This is a genomic window from Paenibacillus sp. FSL W8-0194, from assembly GCF_037969745.1.
Taxonomy (GTDB): Bacteria; Bacillota; Bacilli; order Paenibacillales; family Paenibacillaceae; genus Paenibacillus_AQ; species Paenibacillus_AQ cookii.
In genome coordinates, this window is the sequence record NZ_CP150205.1 from 1,970,183 (window position 1) to 1,988,827 (window position 18,645).

The 18,645-nt window shown below is 50.1% G+C and carries 17 protein-coding genes and 3 pseudogenes; 15 read left to right on the forward strand and 5 right to left on the reverse strand.

The window, feature by feature from the left end; translation table 11 throughout:
* Nucleotides 1–40 precede the first annotated feature (40 nt).
* Nucleotides 41–1,510, forward strand: coding sequence for an MFS transporter (locus MKY58_RS08585; protein ID WP_339324200.1), 1,470 nt, complete (start codon nt 41–43; stop codon nt 1,508–1,510).
* 243 nt (nt 1,511–1,753) lie between these two features.
* Here the strand turns inward: MKY58_RS08585 and MKY58_RS08590 are convergent, their stop codons facing one another.
* A complete protein-coding gene (locus MKY58_RS08590) occupies nt 1,754–2,137 on the reverse strand; it encodes a hypothetical protein (protein WP_212947015.1) in 384 nt (127 codons plus the stop codon).
* A gap of 185 nt (nt 2,138–2,322) precedes the next feature.
* On the opposite strand from MKY58_RS08590, the pseudogene MKY58_RS08595 reads away from it, so the two are divergent.
* The 3 genes and pseudogenes from MKY58_RS08595 (at nt 2,323) to MKY58_RS08605 (ending at nt 3,667) form a co-directional block, all read left to right on the forward strand.
* Nucleotides 2,323–2,820, forward strand: a pseudogene (locus MKY58_RS08595) (Crp/Fnr family transcriptional regulator).
* A gap of 3 nt (nt 2,821–2,823) precedes the next feature.
* Nucleotides 2,824–3,204, forward strand: coding sequence for a VOC family protein (locus tag MKY58_RS08600; RefSeq protein ID WP_212947011.1), 381 nt, complete (start codon nt 2,824–2,826; stop codon nt 3,202–3,204).
* Nucleotides 3,205–3,298: 94 nt separating this feature from the next.
* On the forward strand, nt 3,299–3,667 hold the full coding sequence (locus MKY58_RS08605; RefSeq protein ID WP_339324201.1) for a hypothetical protein: 369 nt from the start codon (nt 3,299–3,301) through the stop codon (nt 3,665–3,667).
* A 50-nt stretch (nt 3,668–3,717) separates the two neighbouring features.
* Here MKY58_RS08605 and hmpA read toward each other — a convergent pair whose 3' ends face one another.
* A complete protein-coding gene (gene hmpA / locus MKY58_RS08610) occupies nt 3,718–4,917 on the reverse strand; it encodes an NO-inducible flavohemoprotein (RefSeq protein WP_339324202.1) in 1,200 nt (399 codons plus the stop codon).
* Between the two features lie 479 nt (nt 4,918–5,396).
* Here hmpA and MKY58_RS08615 point away from each other — a divergent pair, with 479 nt between their 5' ends.
* Complete coding sequence (locus MKY58_RS08615) at nt 5,397–6,092, forward strand: YitT family protein (protein WP_339324203.1); 696 nt, start codon at nt 5,397–5,399, stop codon at nt 6,090–6,092.
* Between the two features lie 170 nt (nt 6,093–6,262).
* Here MKY58_RS08615 and MKY58_RS08620 read toward each other — a convergent pair whose 3' ends face one another.
* Nucleotides 6,263–7,528, reverse strand: coding sequence for an NAD(P)/FAD-dependent oxidoreductase (locus MKY58_RS08620; protein ID WP_339324204.1), 1,266 nt, complete (start codon nt 7,526–7,528; stop codon nt 6,263–6,265).
* Nucleotides 7,529–7,640: 112 nt separating this feature from the next.
* Here MKY58_RS08620 and MKY58_RS08625 point away from each other — a divergent pair, with 112 nt between their 5' ends.
* Nucleotides 7,641–8,096 (forward strand): MarR family transcriptional regulator, encoded by a 456-nt coding sequence (locus tag MKY58_RS08625; protein WP_339324205.1) that lies wholly within the window; start codon nt 7,641–7,643, stop codon nt 8,094–8,096.
* 112 nt (nt 8,097–8,208) lie between these two features.
* On the opposite strand, the gene msrB is transcribed toward MKY58_RS08625, so the two are convergent.
* Nucleotides 8,209–9,177 (reverse strand): peptide-methionine (R)-S-oxide reductase MsrB, encoded by a 969-nt coding sequence (gene msrB, locus MKY58_RS08630; RefSeq protein ID WP_339324206.1) that lies wholly within the window; start codon nt 9,175–9,177, stop codon nt 8,209–8,211.
* Nucleotides 9,178–9,284: 107 nt separating this feature from the next.
* Nucleotides 9,285–9,899 (reverse strand): VTT domain-containing protein, encoded by a 615-nt coding sequence (locus tag MKY58_RS08635; RefSeq protein WP_339324207.1) that lies wholly within the window; start codon nt 9,897–9,899, stop codon nt 9,285–9,287.
* A 370-nt stretch (nt 9,900–10,269) separates the two neighbouring features.
* On the opposite strand from MKY58_RS08635, the gene MKY58_RS08640 reads away from it, so the two are divergent.
* The 9 genes and pseudogenes from MKY58_RS08640 to MKY58_RS08680 all read left to right on the forward strand — a co-directional run bounded on the left by MKY58_RS08640 (nt 10,270) and on the right by MKY58_RS08680 (nt 18,185).
* On the forward strand, nt 10,270–10,962 hold the full coding sequence (locus tag MKY58_RS08640; protein WP_212946998.1) for a TerC family protein: 693 nt from the start codon (nt 10,270–10,272) through the stop codon (nt 10,960–10,962).
* Nucleotides 10,963–11,199: 237 nt separating this feature from the next.
* On the forward strand, nt 11,200–11,511 hold the full coding sequence (locus MKY58_RS08645) for a hypothetical protein (RefSeq protein ID WP_339324208.1): 312 nt from the start codon (nt 11,200–11,202) through the stop codon (nt 11,509–11,511).
* Nucleotides 11,512–11,599: 88 nt separating this feature from the next.
* On the forward strand, nt 11,600–12,199 hold the full coding sequence (locus MKY58_RS08650) for a short chain dehydrogenase (protein WP_339324209.1): 600 nt from the start codon (nt 11,600–11,602) through the stop codon (nt 12,197–12,199).
* 338 nt (nt 12,200–12,537) lie between these two features.
* Complete coding sequence (locus MKY58_RS08655; RefSeq protein ID WP_339324210.1) at nt 12,538–12,942, forward strand: Rrf2 family transcriptional regulator; 405 nt, start codon at nt 12,538–12,540, stop codon at nt 12,940–12,942.
* A 134-nt stretch (nt 12,943–13,076) separates the two neighbouring features.
* Nucleotides 13,077–13,739: a nitroreductase family protein gene (locus MKY58_RS08660; protein ID WP_339324211.1), complete on the forward strand. Its 663-nt coding sequence runs from the start codon at nt 13,077–13,079 to the stop codon at nt 13,737–13,739.
* Nucleotides 13,740–13,928: 189 nt separating this feature from the next.
* A pseudogene (locus MKY58_RS08665) lies at nt 13,929–14,153 on the forward strand (short chain dehydrogenase); the annotation flags it as partial.
* A 154-nt stretch (nt 14,154–14,307) separates the two neighbouring features.
* Nucleotides 14,308–15,625: pseudogene (locus MKY58_RS08670) on the forward strand (IS3 family transposase).
* 166 nt (nt 15,626–15,791) lie between these two features.
* On the forward strand, nt 15,792–15,971 hold the full coding sequence (locus tag MKY58_RS08675) for a hypothetical protein (protein ID WP_339324212.1): 180 nt from the start codon (nt 15,792–15,794) through the stop codon (nt 15,969–15,971).
* 1,125 nt (nt 15,972–17,096) lie between these two features.
* Nucleotides 17,097–18,185, forward strand: a complete 1,089-nt coding sequence (locus tag MKY58_RS08680) for a DUF1648 domain-containing protein (RefSeq protein ID WP_339324213.1) — start codon at nt 17,097–17,099, stop codon at nt 18,183–18,185.
* The last annotated feature ends 460 nt before the right edge of the window (nt 18,186–18,645 follow it).

The following is an 18,645-nucleotide window of genomic DNA, read 5'->3' on the forward strand; positions in this document are numbered from 1 at the left end:
GCGCAATTAATTGGCGCAGATGACGACCAGGAGGGCGCATATGGGTTCATTGGAACGTACGTACCAAGAGGATGCGAACATCCAGAAGAGACGCTGGATCATCCTTATTGTTCTTAATTTGTTTACTTTTATGTCCACGCTGGACGGGAGCATCGTGAACATTGCGCTGCCCGTCCTCTCGAAGGAGATGGGTCTGCCGATCGCCCAGATCGAATGGGTAACGACGGGTTACCTGATGGCGATTTGCTGCTTCATCCTCTTTTTCGGAAAACTGGGGGATATCGCCGGCAAAATCCGTATATTTAAAATCGGAACGATCATATTTATCGTCGGGTCGTTGTTATGCGGACTGAGCCATACGCTGCCGTTACTGATTATTTCACGGGTCGTTCAGGCTTTGGGCGCTTCCATGACGATGGCGAACAGCCAAGGCATACTGACCGATATTTTTCCGGCGAAGGAGCGGGGCAGGGCGCTCGGACTCATCGGTACCTTCGTGTCCCTCGGAAGCATTGCGGGACCAAGCCTCGGGGGCATTATCATTTCCTCTTTAGGCTGGGAATATATTTTTTGGGTGAACGTGCCGGTCGGGCTCGTCGCGATCGGGATGGGATGGAAGGTGCTTCCGGCCGATTTGATCCGGGTCAAAGCGAAAATCGACGCACCCGGCAGCTCGTTGTTCGCCGTGTTTATTATCACGCTGTTTGCAGGCCTTTTGCTCGGGCAACAGGCGGGGTACGGCAATTTGTGGATCATCGTTTTGCTTGCAGCCGCGCTGATCGCATTGGTGTGGTTTATACGGGCCGAGCTGAATCGCCAGAACGGGCTGGTGGATCTGTCATTGTTCAAAAATCCGCTGTTCTCGGTCAGCATTTTATGCGGATTCCTCGTATTTACGGCGAATTTCTGTTTTAATATCATCGCGCCGTTTTATACCCAGAACATGCTGAATCTATCGCCTTCTTCGGCGGGATTCATGATGATGTTGTTCCCGATATGCATGGTGATCGTGGCGCCTCTCAGCGGCGCCTTATCCGACAAAATCGGCTCCGAGCTGCTGACCTTTGCCGGCCTGGTCGTGATGGTCGCGGCCCAGTTCGGGCTCGCCTGGCTTCACGAAGGCAGCTCGCTTGTCATTGTCGGCGTTTGGATCGCCATGCTTGGCATCGGCAGCGGTTTGTTCCAATCGCCAAACAATTCCCTGATCATGTCCCAGGTGCCGCGCACCCAGCTCGGCTCTGCAGGGAGCGTCAACTCCCTGGTCCGGAACGTGGGCATGGTCGTCGGCATTACGGTAGCGACGACGATATTGTTCCATGTCATGAGCGCCAAGGCCGGGCATCGCGTGACCGGGCTTGTTCCCGGGCGTCCGGACATTTTCCTCCGCGGAATGCACGCCGTGTTTATCACTTCAGCTAGTATTTGTCTCGTTGCCGCCGTATTGACCGGCTGGCGAATGTTCCAGGCGAAAACGGCCAAACAGGCGGAACAACCGGCTTCCAAGCATTAAATCGGAAGCGGCGCTTCCGGCGATGCGGATTTCGGGACGCTGCCGCGGGTGGAACGGGCGTCCAGCGGAACTTGCGTGCAACTTATGCTAAATGGGTCGAGTCCCACCGGATTAACTTAAAAGCCCCTGCGGTTGCAGGAGCTTTTTTTCTTTCGCCTGAACAAATCTTTTCCCCTCGGCGGTCGAGAAACCGGTTGGCCTGTCCGGCTCCGAAGCCGTAATTTCCGGAGGATGATCCTGCCGTCACCCGGGCTCCGGGCCGATCCCCAAATAAACGCATAGCTCGCAAGCCGTTTCCGCTTTGACGTAAGACCACAGCATAAAAAAGCGCCGCTGGTATCCCCGGCACAAATAGAGGGCTTCCATCCCTTTTTCGTTCCGGGTTTCCTCGTATACCCGAATGCCGCGGGCCCGCATCGCCTTGCGGATCTCCGCCAGCCGTCGCACCGCTTTTTGCTGAACGCCCGACAAACCGCGGATATACACCTCCGGCAGCTTAAGGGCGAGCGTCTTCAGCGTCCGGATGTCCCGTTCCAGCACATCCAGCAAAACGACGTGCAGCATGTAGCTTTTGACAAGTACCGAATCTTCTTCGTCCGGCACGGGGGGGAGAGCGGATGCTTTCATGAGAGCACTTCCTTGCATCACGGATAGGAACACATGTTCTATTTATATTCATGTTACGCGAAAAGGATGCATTCCGGCAACAACCAAATCTTTGAAATGAGGCCGGATTTTTTTTGGTATAATATTACCCATTGGCAGTCCGGGCCAGAAGCTATCCATTACGAAACCGGGGAGGATGTCATCTTATGATTTTGCATAAAGGGGAAGTATTATTCCATCAGGGGGACAGCGGCGAATATTTGTACCATATCAAAAGCGGGCTTTTTTAAGTGACGCGCCTGCACAAAAACGGGAACATGGTGCTTTTTAACATCTTGTATCCCGGGGAAACGGTGCCGCATCATTCCCTCATTACCCCGAAAGAAACCCATGGATCGGCCATTGCCCTGATGGACAGCGAGGTAGAGCGGATTGTGGCGGAGGATTGGTACCGCGAATTGCGGGAGCATCCGGAAAAAGCGCTGGAAATCGCGCTGCTGCTTCAGGAAAAAGTGCGGTTCATGCAAAAAAGGCTGGACCACCTGACGGTAGGGACGCCGGCGGAGCGGCTGGCGCTTTTGACCGAATGGCTGAACGATTATTCGCACGGGGTGCATTTCACCGACCTGCTGACGCAAGAGGAAATCGGGCAGCTGATCGGGGTTCGGCGGGAGACGATCAACCGTTTGTTAAGGGGGCATTAGCGGATGCTGCATCACGTGGAGATCAATGTATCGGAGTTGGGGCGGAGCCGGGAATTTTGGGAATGGTTTTTGACGCGGCTCGGTTACGAGCTTTATCAGGATTGGGATCAGGGGTTCAGCTTCAAGCACGGGAAAACGTATCTCGTATTCGTGCAAACGGAGGAGCGGTTTTTGGACGCCCCGTACCACAGAAAAGCGACAGGGCTCAACCATCTGGCTTTTCATGCGGAATCCCGCGCCGAGGTAGACGAGATGGCTTCTTTGCTGAAACAAAAGGGCGTCAAGCTGCTGTACGAGGACCGTTATCCCTACGCAGGGGGGCCGGAGCATTACGCGGTTTTTTTCGAAGATCCGGACCGGATCAAGGTGGAGTTTGCGTGCTAAGGGATGAAGACGCCTGACGTTCGAGGGACCTCACAAAATCCGAACCGGGCACATATACTGGGGTAACCGGATGTGCAGAAAGGAGATCGCTCCTATGGGTTACCCCCCGTATCGGGCATGGTATGCGCCTTATCCGTATCCCCGACCGGCCCGCGTCTGGGCCCGCGAATATCCGCAGGTCCAAACGGAAATTTTGAACCGGTCCCTGCAACACACCTACGGGCTGATGGAGGACGGTTACAAGGTCTTGAACAAGCTGTCCGAACATTCCTTTGCGGTTCAGGTCATGAGGGCCGCCCAAACGGGAAATAAGCAGGAGGTCGACCGGCTGATGAAATCGATCGGCGCGTCGAACCCCGTGCAGACCGATTTTTCCCCGAGCGGGATCGGCATTACGCTCGGTTCGCCCCAGCCGACCGCCTGCTGCAAATTAGCTGTATTTTTGAAATGGGGAGAAGGCTAAAAAAGAAAGGGATATTTGCCCTCTTAGAGGAGCAAATATCCCTTTTCGTTTTACAGCGTGCCGGCCGGGCCGAAAAATTCGTAGTGGATCCGTTCTTCCGGTACGCTCCACTCTTTCAGCGCCTTGTTCACCGCGCTCATGAATGGAACCGGTCCGCAGAAATAGAAGTCCGAATCTTGTGATACAATTTCCTGAAGCCAAGGCAGGTCGATGTATCCGGTTTTGTGGCAGAAGCCCTGGCCAAGCGGTTTTTCGTAGCAAATGTAGGATTTCAGGTTGCCGTGCGAAGCATCCAGCTGCTCGATATGCTCCCTCATGGCGTGGAAGCTTTCGTTGATGGCCGCATGAATGAACGTTACCTTTCGTTCAGGCTGCTCTTTCAGAACCGTCTCCAGCATGCTGACCATCGGGGTCAGGCCGACGCCGCCGCTGATCAGCACAAGCGGGATCGTCTGGGTCATATCCAGCGTAAACGTGCCTGCAGGCGCGCTGATTTCGAGCACGTCGCCTTCCTTCACTTGGTCATGCAGGTAAGTGGAAACAACGCCTTCGGGTTTTCCCGGCGCTCCGCCTTCCCGTTTCACCGAAATCCGGTACGCGTCTCCGCCCGGAGCGGCGGACAGGCTGTAATGGCGGATTTGCGCGTAAGGTTGATGTTCAGGCTTCACGCGCACGGTAATGTATTGTCCGGGAAGATAGCCGGAAATCGCCCCGCCGTCCTGCGGCTTCAAATAGAAGGAGGTGATGACGTCGCTTTCCTTCACTCTGCGTTCGACGACGAACGGACGGAATCCGGCCCAGCCGCCAGGAGCGTTTTCGGCCTCGCGGTACATTTCGGCTTCGACGCCGATAAAGGCATCGGCGATGACGCCGTACGCTTCGGCCCAAGCATTCATGATCTCAGGCGTGGCCGCATCGCCCAGCACCTTTTTGATGGCTGCCAGCAAGTTTTCGCCGACGATCGGGTAATGCTCGGGTTTTACGTTGAGCGCCCGGTGTTTTTGCGCGATCTGTTTTACGGCAGGCAGGATGTCTTCCAAATGGTCGATATGCGCCGCGGCCGCATACACGGCGTTGGCCAGCGCCGTTTGCTGTTTTCCTTCCCGCTGGTTCGCGTGGTTGAATATGTTGAGCAGTTCGGGATGGTTTTCGAACAGCAGTTGGTAAAAGGCGGTTGTGATGGCTTTTCCGTGCACTTCCAAGACCGGAACGGTCGATTTGATGATGTCGATGGTTTGTTTCGTCAGCATAACGAATTCCTCTTTTCTTGATTATGTGTCGTGCTTTCTTCTTAAGTATAGGAAAGGCGAAACAGGCTAATTGTGATTCTGGTCACATCAAACATTGACAATGTGTGAACATCGGAACAAGAGAAAAAAGAGGAAAAGGTGAAAGTTATATGGAAATTTCGAACAATTTACTTACCCGGCTGTTTAGCAACGGTCCGAAATGTGTTATAATAAATATGTAACCAAACAAAAAAAGAAAGGATCAGGATACCATGTGTCCCCGAAGGAACCATCCCCAAAGGACGATTTGGAAACGTTATGATCTCTCTTACACGTAGCTCCCTTTCGTAGAGAAAAGTCACCTGGACAACCAAGGAAGAATGACAAACTCTGCGAAAGAAGGAACTTCACATGCGAAGGACCAAGTCCCGCAGGTCCCGTACTTATCGCAGAGGTTTGCCAGACTCCTGACTAACCTACGACGATAAGAGGGAACCTGTATGAGAAAGAAAGACCATTTGATTTCTAAGTTTTCATCCATTGCAATGATGCTTTTCGGAACTTTTTTGCTGGCTTTTGCGTATTTTCACATCAATTTTCAAAATCATCTATCGGAGGGCGGATTTGTCGGCTTGTCCTTGCTCGGCAAATACGTGCTTGGGGTCAATCCGGCGCTGAGCACGCTGCTGCTGGACATCCCGGTCATTTTGATCGCCATGTTTTTGAAAGGCCGCAAGTTCGTAATGAACACGCTGCTTGCGACGTTATCGTTTTCTATTTTTTACGAACTTTTCGAACGTTATTCGACGCTGGTCATCGACCTGCACGATAATCTGCTGCTGGCGGCGCTGTTGTCCGGACTGGTCACGGGGTTTGCCACAGGACTGGTTCTCCGATTTGGGGGAGCTACCGGCGGAGATGATATTTTGTCGCTGCTCATTAGCCGCTGGAGCGGGCTTAAGGTAGGTACCGTATTTATTCTATTGGATGCCGCCGTATTGCTGCTGTCCCTGTTTTACATGCCGCTGAAGGAAACGCTGTTTACGATTTTGGCGGTAGGCATCGCCGGGCAGACGATCACGCTGACGGTTTCGTTCCGCAAGGGAAAAACGGTCGATCCCGTCGTTCCCGAACCGGCTGCTGCAACGCCCAAAAAAGCAACCAAGCCCGTTCATGCGGTGCGGAGTGCTCATTAACGGATAACCGTCCGATTCTGAACAAGGATCGGGCGGTTTTTTTGTGTTTTTTAAACGAAACGGTGATCAACGGGCAAAAACTCTTTCCCTGATGCCCGATCGACATTCGGCTGGAAAGAGTTGTGCCCGCTGGAGTCATAGGTTGGCCAGCTCGGGGCCCGGTGATGGAATCATTCTGCTGTCAGTGATTTGTTTGACCATGAACGAATTCGTGGTATGGCACGCAACATGACCCAATTCATTAGGGGATTCTTTATGGCAAATCGTTTCATCATCGTCTTGGATGCTTCTACTTCACGAAATGCATACTTGCTCATCTCCTCTTGATAAGAAGCGACGGCCTTCTCAAGCGGCGTGCCTTCGATTGCGGCCGTTTCAAGCTTTTCGGCGAGTAGGGCCGCATCGCGCAAAGCGGTGTTGCCTCCGTGCGATCCAGTGGGGGGCATGACATGTACCGCGTCTCCCATAAAGGCGATTCGCGAGACCGGCCACGCAGCCGGCTTTTTTGCCGCTTTAATGGTTACCGCCATGGTGTAATCGAGGTCGGATTGCTCCACGAAACGGCGCAGCACGGGGTGAAAGTCTTGGGCAGCCTTCAATGCAAGTTGTTGCAGCATCTCCGAGCGAGGTTTTCCTTGAGGTTCCGGAAATTGCTCTTTTGGCAAGAGAAGTGCCCACATCACATAATCGTCGGTAATTGGCGGTATTTGATCGATTCCAAAGCGTAGAAAAGCAGTCTGCGGAGACTCGCGGAAGTTCATCGAGGTAAAGAAGAAGCCGCGACTCGAGGGGCCGATGGCAAATACTCCGCTGGTTTTCAGCGGGCGGGGAACGATCGAGCGGCCGTTTTGGAAAAGCAGCGTGCGGCCATAAATCGCCCAACGATCGGTATCCTCCGGCTCGAAGTCAGGCAAATAGGATTTGCGCAAAGCTGAATTTACGCCATCGGCACCGACCACGAGCGAAGCATGGACACGGCTTCCGTCCGAAAAGTGAAGCGTTGCGCCATCGGATGTCGTCTCGGCACGGACCGCCGCTTTGCCGAAGTGCACCCGATCCCGAAGCCCTTCGAGCATAATGGTTCGAAGCGTTTGGCGATCGGCTTGCCGCGGTGTTCGCAAATCAGTGCCGCTCGGATCACTTTGAAAAGCGAAACTGAATACCTCGCCAAGATTCTGATTGGTTATCCGCATGTAACCAATTTCGTCGGTAGGCGAAGTGGTCGCGAGAAACAGCTGGAATAAATGAGGAGGCAGGCAGCGCTGAAGTCCCGCGATTCCGTGTTCGTCAAGAGTGATCCGGTATCCTTGTCGACGGGCATGCGGCGCCGGATCACGTTCATAAATCTGCACGTCGAACCCGGCTCGAAGCAGTGAATGGGCCAAGCACAATCCGCTTACGCCAGCGCCGGCGATGGCTACTGAAATTTTGGACATGTTCGTACATCCCCTTTTTCATTTTGCTTTTCAGCAAATGAATGCTAAAATATTATAGAATTATTTATTTTATCTCATGAGATAAGATAATATTAAACGGAGGATGATACGAATGTCAAGAAAGCAAATCATACATATTCTTTCGGAAGAACTACGCGATAACAGTACGGCAACGATCCTGTTTCATGAGGCCATTGCCGCGAAACTGGGGCTAAATTCCACCGATCACAAATGCTTGGACGTCATATTGAAAAACCAGCCCCTCACTGCGGGACAGCTTTCCGCTTTGACCGGATTGACGACGGGTGCCGTCACAGGGGTATTGAACAGACTGGAACAGGCAGGATACGTCTCCCGAGTACAAGATCCCCAAGACAAAAGACGTGTCGTTATTTGCATCGACCAGGAGAAGGCGGCAAAAGATATTGTTCCGCTCTTTGAGACCTTCGGAAAAGATTTGGATCAAATGTTATCGAGATACGATGATGCGGAACTTGAAAATATTCTCGATTTTATCAGACAATGCAATTTCTTGTTGAAGGATTTCACGAAAAAAATGAATAAATGATGTGCAGGTGCCTTATGCCGGAAGTCGGGAGAGGGATAATCAAAAGTAGGGACTTTCATAAAAAATGGATAGGGAGAGGCATGTGCCGTCCTACCCTATCCATGCATGGGATTTATTCAAACAATACCTTATACTCCCCGTAACCCTGCTCCTCGAGTTCTTCCTTCGGAACAAAGCGCAGCGCCGCGGAGTTGATGCAGTAGCGCAGGCCTTCGGGGCCCGGACCGTCGTCGAATACGTGACCGAGATGCGAATCGGAGCTTTTGCTGCGGACCTCGGTGCGAACCATCATATGGCTCAGGTCGAGCTTTTCCTTGATGCTGTAATCGCGGATCGGGCGCGTGAAGCTCGGCCAGCCGCAGCCGGAATCGTATTTGTCCCGCGAGCTGAACAGCGGCTCACCGGATACGATGTCGACATAAATGCCTTCGCCGTGGTGATCCCAAAACTCGTTTTGGAACGGGGGTTCGGTCGCGTTGTTTTGCGTCACTTCGTATTGCAGCGGCGTCAGGCGCTGCTTCAATTCGGTTTTGTCTGTTTTCGGGGCCCATACCTTTTCCAAAAAGTCTTCCCGCCCGGAGCCTTTGCGGTAACGTTTGTAATGTCCCGGGTTCTTTTTGTGGTAATTTTGATGGTATTCCTCGGCCGCATAAAACGGTTTGGCCGGCAGGATCGGCGTCACGATCGGTTTGTCGAAGCGTCCGCTTGCCGCTAAGTCCGCTTTGGACGCCTCGGCCAGCTGGCGCTGCTCCTCCGTATGGTAAAAAATCGCCGTTTGGTAAGATTGCCCGCGGTCATGGAATTGGCCGCCCGCATCGGTAGGGTCGATTTGCTGCCAATACAGCTCCAGCAGTTTTTCGTAAGGGAAAATGTCCGGGTTGTACGTAATCTGCACCGCCTCGACATGTCCCGTCGTATCCGAGCATACCTCCTCATAGGTAGGGTTCTCTTTATGTCCGCCCGTATAACCCGATACAACCTCGATGATGCCGGGCAGATCTTCAAACGGGGCTACCATGCACCAAAAGCATCCGCCTGCGAAGGTCGCTTTTTCCTGATGTGCCGCTTGTATTTCGCTCATGATATCACTCCGCTTCCATCTGTTTTTCGTAAATCCAATCGTATTGAAACAATAACCTTATACAATGATTATATCCGATATGGCGCACGAAAACCAAGGACCCCCCTTTAAGCGGACGGGAGCTTTTTGCGTTTGCGGTAAAGGAGCAGCATCAGTCCAAGCAGCAGCACGTAACCCGCGAACACGAGGACGGAGACGAGCGGGTGTTTGGCCCCCTGGCCGCCCAGGAACGCATAAACCAAAATGCCGGGAAGTTTGCCGAGCCCCGAAGCGGCCGTATACGTCCAAAAAGGAATCGAGGCGACGCCCGCGAACACGTTTACGGCCATTTGGGGAAGGACCGGTATCAGCCGTCCGGCGGCCACGCTCATGAAAGGATGGGATTCCACCCAGGCGGTGAACGACTGCAGCATGCCGAATTTGTTCAGGTATGTCCTGGCCTGCTCGCGCAGCACCGTTCTCGAAAGCGCGTAAATGACGCTCCCTGCGATCATCGTCCCGAGCCAGCTCACGGCGGCCGCCCAGAACGTGCCGAAGGAAAAGCCGAGGGCGGCAATGACAAGCTTGTAAGGGATGACCGGAAACAGGGCGACCAAGGTCGAAAGGCAGACGAGCACAGGAAAGGAGCCGTGCTTCTGCATGTAATTTACGATGTCGCTCCGGTAGATCAAGACGATCACAAGAACCGCCGCGTACAGGGCGGCAAGCAGCCATTTTTTCATCGGTTTCCTCGCTTTTAGGGATTCGTTTCATCCATCATATCAAATGTGGAAAGAAAAAATAAAACAAACTATAGCCATGTTCCAAACCGTCTGCTATAATGATCTCAACAAATGAATAGTTCCCAAAGGGGAGTAGCTCATGCAATAAAGTCGTCATTACGGGATAAGGATCCCCGGCTTTATTGGCAACATCACGTTGTTTTGCGAGACCTTTGCCTGATTTTCATGAGGTAAAGGTCTTTTTTGGTGGAAAAAAAAGCGCCGTTTGCCTAATGAAGGTAAGGGCGCTTTTTTCATGCGGCGGACTAGTCATAGCAATCATTTTATTCGGGGAAAGGCATTTCCCTACAAAAAGAAAGGTGGAAGGAAAATGGAATTGTTAACCATGGCTTTTTGGACGGCGCTGCTGTCCATCGTCATCATTGACCTGGTGCTGGCCGGAGACAATGCCATCGTCATCGGTCTTGCCGCACGCAACGTTAGAAAAGAAGATCAAAAGAAGGTTATCGTGTGGGGGACGGTCGGAGCGATCATCATCCGGGTCATCGCCACGCTGCTGGTCGTTCAATTGCTTTTGATCCCGGGCCTGCGGCTCGTCGGCGGGCTGGCTCTCGTCTGGATCGCTTATAAGCTCCTGATCGACGAGAAAAAGCATGATATTTCGGCGGGCAACCAGATGTGGGCGGCGATTCGCACGATCATCATCGCGGACGCCATGATGGGGCTGGACAACGTGCTGGCCGTTGCCGGCGCCGCGCACGGGGATTTCCTGCTCGTCATTATCGGTCTGGCCATTTCGGTGCCGATCATGGTGTGGGGAAGCACGCTGATCGTGAAGCTGACGGAACGTTTCCCGGTGATCATCACGATCGGGTCGGCCATTCTCGCCTGGACCGCTTCGAAAATGCTGGTGGAAGAACCGCTGGTCCACGATCTTTTCGCGAATGCGGTGCTGAAGTACGGTTTCGAGCTGGTGGTGGTTGCCGCGGTCGTGCTGCTGGGACTCTGGTCGAAAAAGAAAAAGGCGGAGGCTGCCAAAGGCCGGGCGGTCGGCATGAGCTGAATCGTCTTTCCTGTTCAGTTTCTTTCAACGAAAAGGTATAATGTGTAACGATCCTTGTTTTGCTAAAATCGCAAGAAGGACGTTGCGCATGCGTAAAACTACCGCTTAGCGGCGGGTTACCGCAAGGGGCGTCCAAAAGGCGCAGGACCGGTAATCCCGCCGCTTTTGCCGTCATGGAGGATAACGAAAGGCTTACGGCCTGGCGGCTTGGATAAAAACGAAGGGGAAATGCAAAAAATGAACGAATACCGCAAACAGGTTGAAGAAGGCATCGTGGAAAGCTACCGTCAGGACGAGGATATGATGATCCTTGTGTTCGCGCAGTGGTGCGTCAATGAAGGCCTCGATCCGGAAGAACTGTACGGAAAAGCTTATCCGCAGCAGCAGAGCAATGAACGGCTGAAGCGGGTCCTGGAGCTGACGGTGCCGAAGGAGGAGGCCGGCCCCATCCCGGATGAAACCGTCCTTGGCGTGTTATCGCTGTTCGGCAACGAGGATTTGGCTTTCGTCGTATCCGAGGCGATCTCGAACCGAACGCCGCGAAAATGAATCGAAGCGGCGTCGCCGCCTAGAGGGGCCTATGTTAAAATCGGTAAAAGCGGACTGTGAATAATCGATAAAAGCGGGGGATGCAAAAATGAAAATCATTGTTGTGGGAGCAAACGGCACGCTGGGAAAGGCCATCTGCGATGAGCTTTCCCCGAAGCATGAGATCATTTCCGCCGGCCGGAGCGCGGGCGACGTGACGGTCGACATCACTTCGCCCCAAAGCATCCGGGCGATGTACGAACAAACCGGACGCGTCGATGCCGTCATCTGCGCCGCGGGCGATGCATATTTCGGACGTTTGGAGGAGCTGACGCCGGAACGCAACGAAATCGCCATTCTGAGCAAGCTGAAAGGGCAGATCAACTTGGTGCTGCTCGGGCAGGATTACGTGAACGACAGCGGCAGCTTTACGCTGACCACCGGCATCATTATGGATGACCCGATCGTCGGCGGGGCTTCTTCGGCAATGGCGGGAGGAGCGGTCCGGGCATTCGTTCAGGCCGCCGCCATCGAGCTGCCGCGGGGGATCCGGATCAACAACGTAAGCCCGAACGTGCTTGAAGAATCGATGGACAGCTACGGACCGTTTTTCCCGGGTTTTGAACCGGTTCCGGCGGCACGGGCCGCCAAAGCATACCGCAAAAGCGTCGAAGGCGCGCAAACCGGACAAACCTTTAGGGTGTATTAATCAGGGTCATGTTTTGAAACGAATCCACTGAGCGGGTATAATAAAACTCATCGACTGGGCGAATAGAACACCCAAGGAGTCATTCCAAAGAAGAAGCAATCTCCCTGCTTGGCGAGGGCCGAGGAGATTGCTTTTTTCACTATTTTATGCCGAAACAGCCTTTCATGTCCCTGCGCTTCGGACGTACTGCAGCCGCAGACAGAACCCTGCCGGTTTACGCAAAAAGCGGAGGCGGATCCCCATGCAAACGATGCGTGGAACCTTCGCAGACCGAAGCATCTGAGGGTAAAAAAAATATGTTGTGAACTTGTGCTACACTGTAAACAGGAGGGATTCATATGATATGTAACCGGAGCACCCCGATCGGTCCGCCGCGTTTCGGCACTGCCGTGCACGCCCTGATCTTGCTGGCCAAATGCGAAGGAATGCTTTCCAGCGCGGCCATTGCCTGCGATGTCCAATCGCATGCGACGTTCCTCCGCAGGGTATTGGCGCAGCTCACGCATGCCGGTATCGTCGAAGCGAGGGAAGGGCGGAACGGAGGATACTATCTGAAGCGCCGTCCGGATCAAATTACGCTGGCGGATATTTTTTTGGCTGTCCAATCGGATTGCTCCGAGCAAGAGGTCCGAGAGGATTGCGCACCGGGCCGGCAAAAGCTCGAAGCCATTATGGAAGAAGTGCAGAAGCAGACCGTCGAACTGCTTAAACAGCATACGTTAGCTGATTTGATGCAAGAATAATAAAAGGATTGCAATGTGAGCCGAAACGTTATATACTGTTGTCATTAAAGTTGCAGTTGGAAAGTTCGACTGCATTTTATTTTGAGATATACTGTGCCTGTAATGAGCACAGTAAAAATGAGGAGGAGAGAAGCATGTCCGTTTCACAATCGACCCAAACGGTAGAGCAGCAGGAGTTTTTCAACGTTATTCAGGATCGGCGATCCGTCCGCAGCTATGATCCCCAAGCCAAAATTTCGCGGGAGGAAATGAACGAAATCCTGCAGCAAGCCACGCTGGCTCCTTCGGCCGCCAACCTGCAGCCGTGGCGGTTTCTCGTCATCGACTCGCAGGAGCTGAAGCAAAAACTGCTTCCGATCGCCAACGATCAGCAGCAAGTGATCGAGGCTTCGGCCGTCATTGCGGTGCTTGGGGATTTGGAGGGCTATAAGTTGGCCGAAAAAATTTACGGCATGGCGGTCGATGAGGGTTACATGCCTGCAGAGACGGCTAAATCGTTCGTGGAGCGCTATCAAGGGCTGTTTAAGAGCATGCCTCAGGAGACGGTTCGCCAAAAAATATCCATTGACGCCGGATTGGTATCCATGCAGCTTATGCTGGTCGCTCGCGCTAAAGGGTATGATACGGTCCCGATGGGCGGCTATGACCATGTTAAATTCGTAGAAGCGTTCGATATTCCGGAGAGATACGCACCTATTATGCTGATCGCCATCGGCAAGGCGGCGAAGCCCGGACACCCGACGGTAAGATTGCCGATTGAGGACGTCGCTTTCTTCAACGAAAAGCCTAAGGAATAACCAAATACAACGATCAGCCATTGGAATCCAATGCCTTTGCAAATAAAGCTCCCCTGCCTATTGCCGGGGAGCTTTCCTGCTTGAGCAAAATGTCCTTTTTCTTCTGAACGGTCGAATCCGCCTTCAAATCTGCTCGCGGCTTTCCATCCGGTATTCCTTCGGAGATTTCCCGAACCGGGAACGGAATACGCGGTGGCCGGCGGCGCGGTCCGTGCGTTCGTGCAGGCCGCCGCCATCGAACTTCCGCGCGGGATCCGGATCAACGACGTAAGCCCGAACGTGCTGGAGGAATCGATGGACAGCTACGCCCCGTTTTTTCCCGGTTTTGAACCGGTGCCGGCGGCGAGGGCGGCGAAAGCGTACCGCAAAAGCGTGGAGGGCGCGCAAACCGGACAAACCTATAAAGTGTATTAACCGAAAGCCGCTAATCACGCTTGCATGCGTCGTTCGAGCAACAAAGAGACCGAATCCCATGTAAACTGTACCCTATCGAGAAGACACTTTAAAAAAGTCTCTCGGTAGGGTACTTTTGTTTATAAGCAAAAAGATGGGGATGGGGAATTGAAAAATGAGCAAGAAAATATTCACGGATAGTGAAATCAAACAGTTATTAAATAATCCTTATGTGAAGTCTGTTTCTTCTAAGGCAATTACGTATACAGATGCATTTAAGCAGTTATTTATCTCAGAAAATAACAAGGGTAAGCTTCCTAGAGAAATATTTGAGGAATGTGTTTTGACGTAACCGTTATCGGGATCCAAAGAGTCGAATCCTCGAGAAAGAGATGGCGTGCGAGCTACCAGGAGAACGGAATCTTAGGTTTGCAGGATACTAGAAGCCAAGCATCAGGAAGGTCCCTTAAACGGGAGCTGACGCAGGAAGAGAAGTATGCCAGGCTGGAGGCTCAGAATGCCTTGCTAAGAGCGGAGAACGAACTGTTAAAAAAGATTCGTTTCATGGAGAGGGGGCAGAACAAAGGATAGTACTTTCACCTAATCAGAAATATGTCCTTATCTATGACATCATCAAGAAATATCAACTCCACCGTATGGTCAACTATTTATGTAGGGTGCCTGGGGTTTCTAGAAGTGGATATTACAGGTACTGGTCTTCCGCAGCAAAGCAAAAGAGAAGCGAGCGTGAGCAGCAAGATGAAAAGGTAAAAGAAATCATCTTAAAAGCTTATCATTTCAAAAGACGCAAGAAAGGCGCTCGATCCATCAAGATGACACTAGAGGGTCAGTTTCAGATTGTCTACAATCTGAAACGAATCAGGCGGATCATGAAAAAATACGGCATTTTGTGCCCTTTCAGGAAGGCAAATCCCTATAAGAGAATGATGAAAGCTACTCATGAGCACCGGGTCGTTCCTAACCTGCTGAATCGGGAATTTAAGCAGAATGTTCCTGGTAAGGTATTGCTGACGGATATCACCTATCTATTCTACGGTTCAAGTAAGAAAGCCTATTTACCAACAATCAAGGACAGTTCAACCAATGAAATTCTGGCCTATCATGTATCAGACCGAATCACAATGGACCTTGCGACAGATACCCTTCTTAAGCTTAAGAAAAACAGAAGCTTTAAAAAGGCCGATGGTGCCTTCATTCATTCTGATCAGGGATCTCATTATACACATCCGGATTTTCAAAAAATGGTTAAGAAAATGAAATTGAAACAATCCATGTCCAGGCGGGGAAACTGCTGGGATAACGCCCCTCAGGAATCCTTTTTAGGCCATTATAAAGAACCCTGTTTGACCTTGGATGAGTTAAAACGGGAAATTAAGGACTACATGGCCTATTACAATCACTACAGATACCAATGGAACTTAAAAAAGATGACCCCTGCTAAATACAGAGATCATCTTCTTCAATCTGCTTAGGCTTTTTTAAGAATGTCCTTTACAAGGGGTACCGTTTACTCCGGGTTCGTCTTTTTTTTGAGTTAACGAGCAAGCGTGAATATGTAGCCGGTGACCCATTGAAAGATGCTCTATTGTTGTTTACTTTCGTAATGGACACCGCGACGCGGTAAATGAGGATATGAAGTTGATCCGTGAACAGGTCATGAACGTTAACGAAGTGGCGAAGGCCACAGATAAGGTTCAAGAGATTCGAAAAGAGCAGCAGGAAACATGCGAGCAGTTACAAGACATCACATCCCGTCTTGAAACGCATGGAAGCGCAAAGGCTGGAGGTGGCCTTGGAGATAACCATTTTACAGTATAGACCATTGAACACGGATTAGGAGGCTGAGAAATCGGCCTTCTATTTTTATTTATTCACACTTAGTTCGCAATGTATAACATACCAATTATAAGTATAGTAGGTCACAAACAACGTTCCTAATTAAAATAAGTTACAGAAAAACACAAAATAAATATATAAATATTTTCATAGAAAATATATAAATTAACACTAGTATATGGTATATTTTCCATGGTCGACCAACCCAAAAAAGAACTAAACTACCGAAATATGGAAGAATATAATACATACGAAAGACCGAAGTCCTTGTGGCTTCACCCCTTCGTATGAAACATGCCCCGTAGAGGCACCAGGTAAAATCACTCTATCAAATGGTCAACATGCAATCTTGTCCTCAACGATAAGCACTATGACTGGTATAATAAGCGATCGGCACAAATAAATATTAGGTTAGTGAAAACACTGCACCACTCACCTCCTCGTGCTTTGTAGTGGTGTTGCGTATCCTCACAATTGATGCATTTGAAAGCAGGTGATCATCATGCAAGTTCTCATCTATGATGGGGAATGCTCTATGTGCAGTTCACTTATCCAGAAAATGGTTAAGAGTAGCCGGAACGATGCCTTGCGCATCACAGACTTCCATAGCACATGGACACAGGAACATGTGGAGTTGGATGAAAGTGTGGACAGCATGTACTATATTAAGCATGGACGCACTTATTTATACTCTGACGCAGTAATCCGCGCCATTGCAGATACGAGGCGAGCATTTCGCCCAATTTTGCTACTGCTGGTTATCCCACCCTTCATCCGAAACCCTGTCTATCGTTTCGTTGCTAAGCATCGAAAAAAAATTGGGATAACGAAAACCTGTCCTTTACCTACACAGAATTTCAAACAGATGTACTTGCCATAATTCAGTTGTCAGATGAGTAGCTCTGCGTAGCAAAAAAATATGGTTGAATTGTTAATTTCACCCTTATAGTTACTAAAATCGATTATAATTAAATTTATGTTCAAGTCGATTACCTATCCTAAGTTAAAGGATAATCATACGCAAAAAGACATAGTGATGAATCGCCTATGCTCTAAGGGTTATAGAGTTTTCGAATACACACTTATGTATAAGAGGAGGCGAATGATATGACGATAATGCCTGTTATAGTAATGGTCTTTGTATTTATACCTACAATTGTACTCATGGTAAGCATGCCTTATTTAACAAGAGAGACAATTAGTTTTGGGGTCACCGTCAGCGCTGTACAATTCCACAGTGAGCCTTTGCGCCAGATGCGGAAGTCATATGCTAGGATTAGTGCTACCTTACATACCATCCTATTCATTGTTTGTATCATTTGCCTAATATACGGTGATGAACATTCCAAGCAACAAAGTTGGATCATTGTCACTTATTCACTCGCCATGGTCGTAATCTCTCTAGTCATAAACATTAGCTATCATTTCAAAATGAAAAGGTTACTACCTATGCTGCCTATTGCTCCGGAACCATCGATCATGGCAGTGGACACTGGATTTCGGAAAAGAAACATTGGCTTGTCTAGTAATTGGTTCCTCATTCATGTTTTAATTATTGTCGTTAGTATTGTAACTGTGCTACGCAACTACGATCTGATTCCTGATCAGATTCCGATCCATTACAACAGCAGTTGGAACGTAGACCGCTATGCAGCTAAATCTTATAGTTCTGTGTTTATGCCTACGATAATACAAGTGTTCATAACACTTTTGTTCATATTTGAGAATTGGAGTATTCGCAGAGTGAAGCAGCAGGTTCGACCCACTGATCCGAACCGTTCTATCAGACAAGACGTAACTTTCCGCCGTACTTGGTCATATTTTATGATTACAGCAAGCTTCTTAATAGTTATCCTGGTTTCCGTCGTGCAACTAAGCATGATATCTCTGCTTGATATCAATTTCGCTATCCCCATTATCCTAATCATAATAGCCTTTGTTATCCTATACGCCTGCGCCTTATCGTTCTGGGCTGGTCAGGGCGGAAGCCGCATGGAGCGATCTGCCGATTTCTCCAATGTCAGACCTGTCCATGATGATGATAAATGGCTATTAGGTATGATTTATTTCAATCGTAAAGATCCAAACCTAATCGTCGAGAAAAGGTCCGGAGTCGGCTGGGGATTAAATTTCGGTCACCCAGTAATCTGGCTGATTGGGCTCGGAATTATTGTACTGTTAGTTGTGGTGCGGTAACAAGGCTTTGAGGTTAGTACTCACCGGAGTATTCTAGCTTTCAACAAATAAATATTTTCGCTTCCAAATTAGACGCCATCCACATTAGACAATCAGATTCTGTATGTTGCCTTTCATTTTCTTCTTAGCTCGTTGAATTCTTTTTGTAACAGCAGCAGTATCATTAAAAGCATCAGCAATCTCCCTGCTCGTATAACCCCAAATCACATTCAATAATAAATACTGTCGCTCTACTATAGATAACTTATATAGCAATTCCTGCAATTCATCGTGGAATGTCCAACGGATAGACTGACAGTGATATTCATAATGTCATACCCTATATAAGTACCACCCTCGGTGCCTAGCGTTACTGCAATCTCCTTAAATGAGGAATCTTAAAAGAGTAATATTCTACTCTTACCATTTGATAAAGTTCCGACAACCTTGTTCATGTCACGTTGACTAAATAACTTAATAC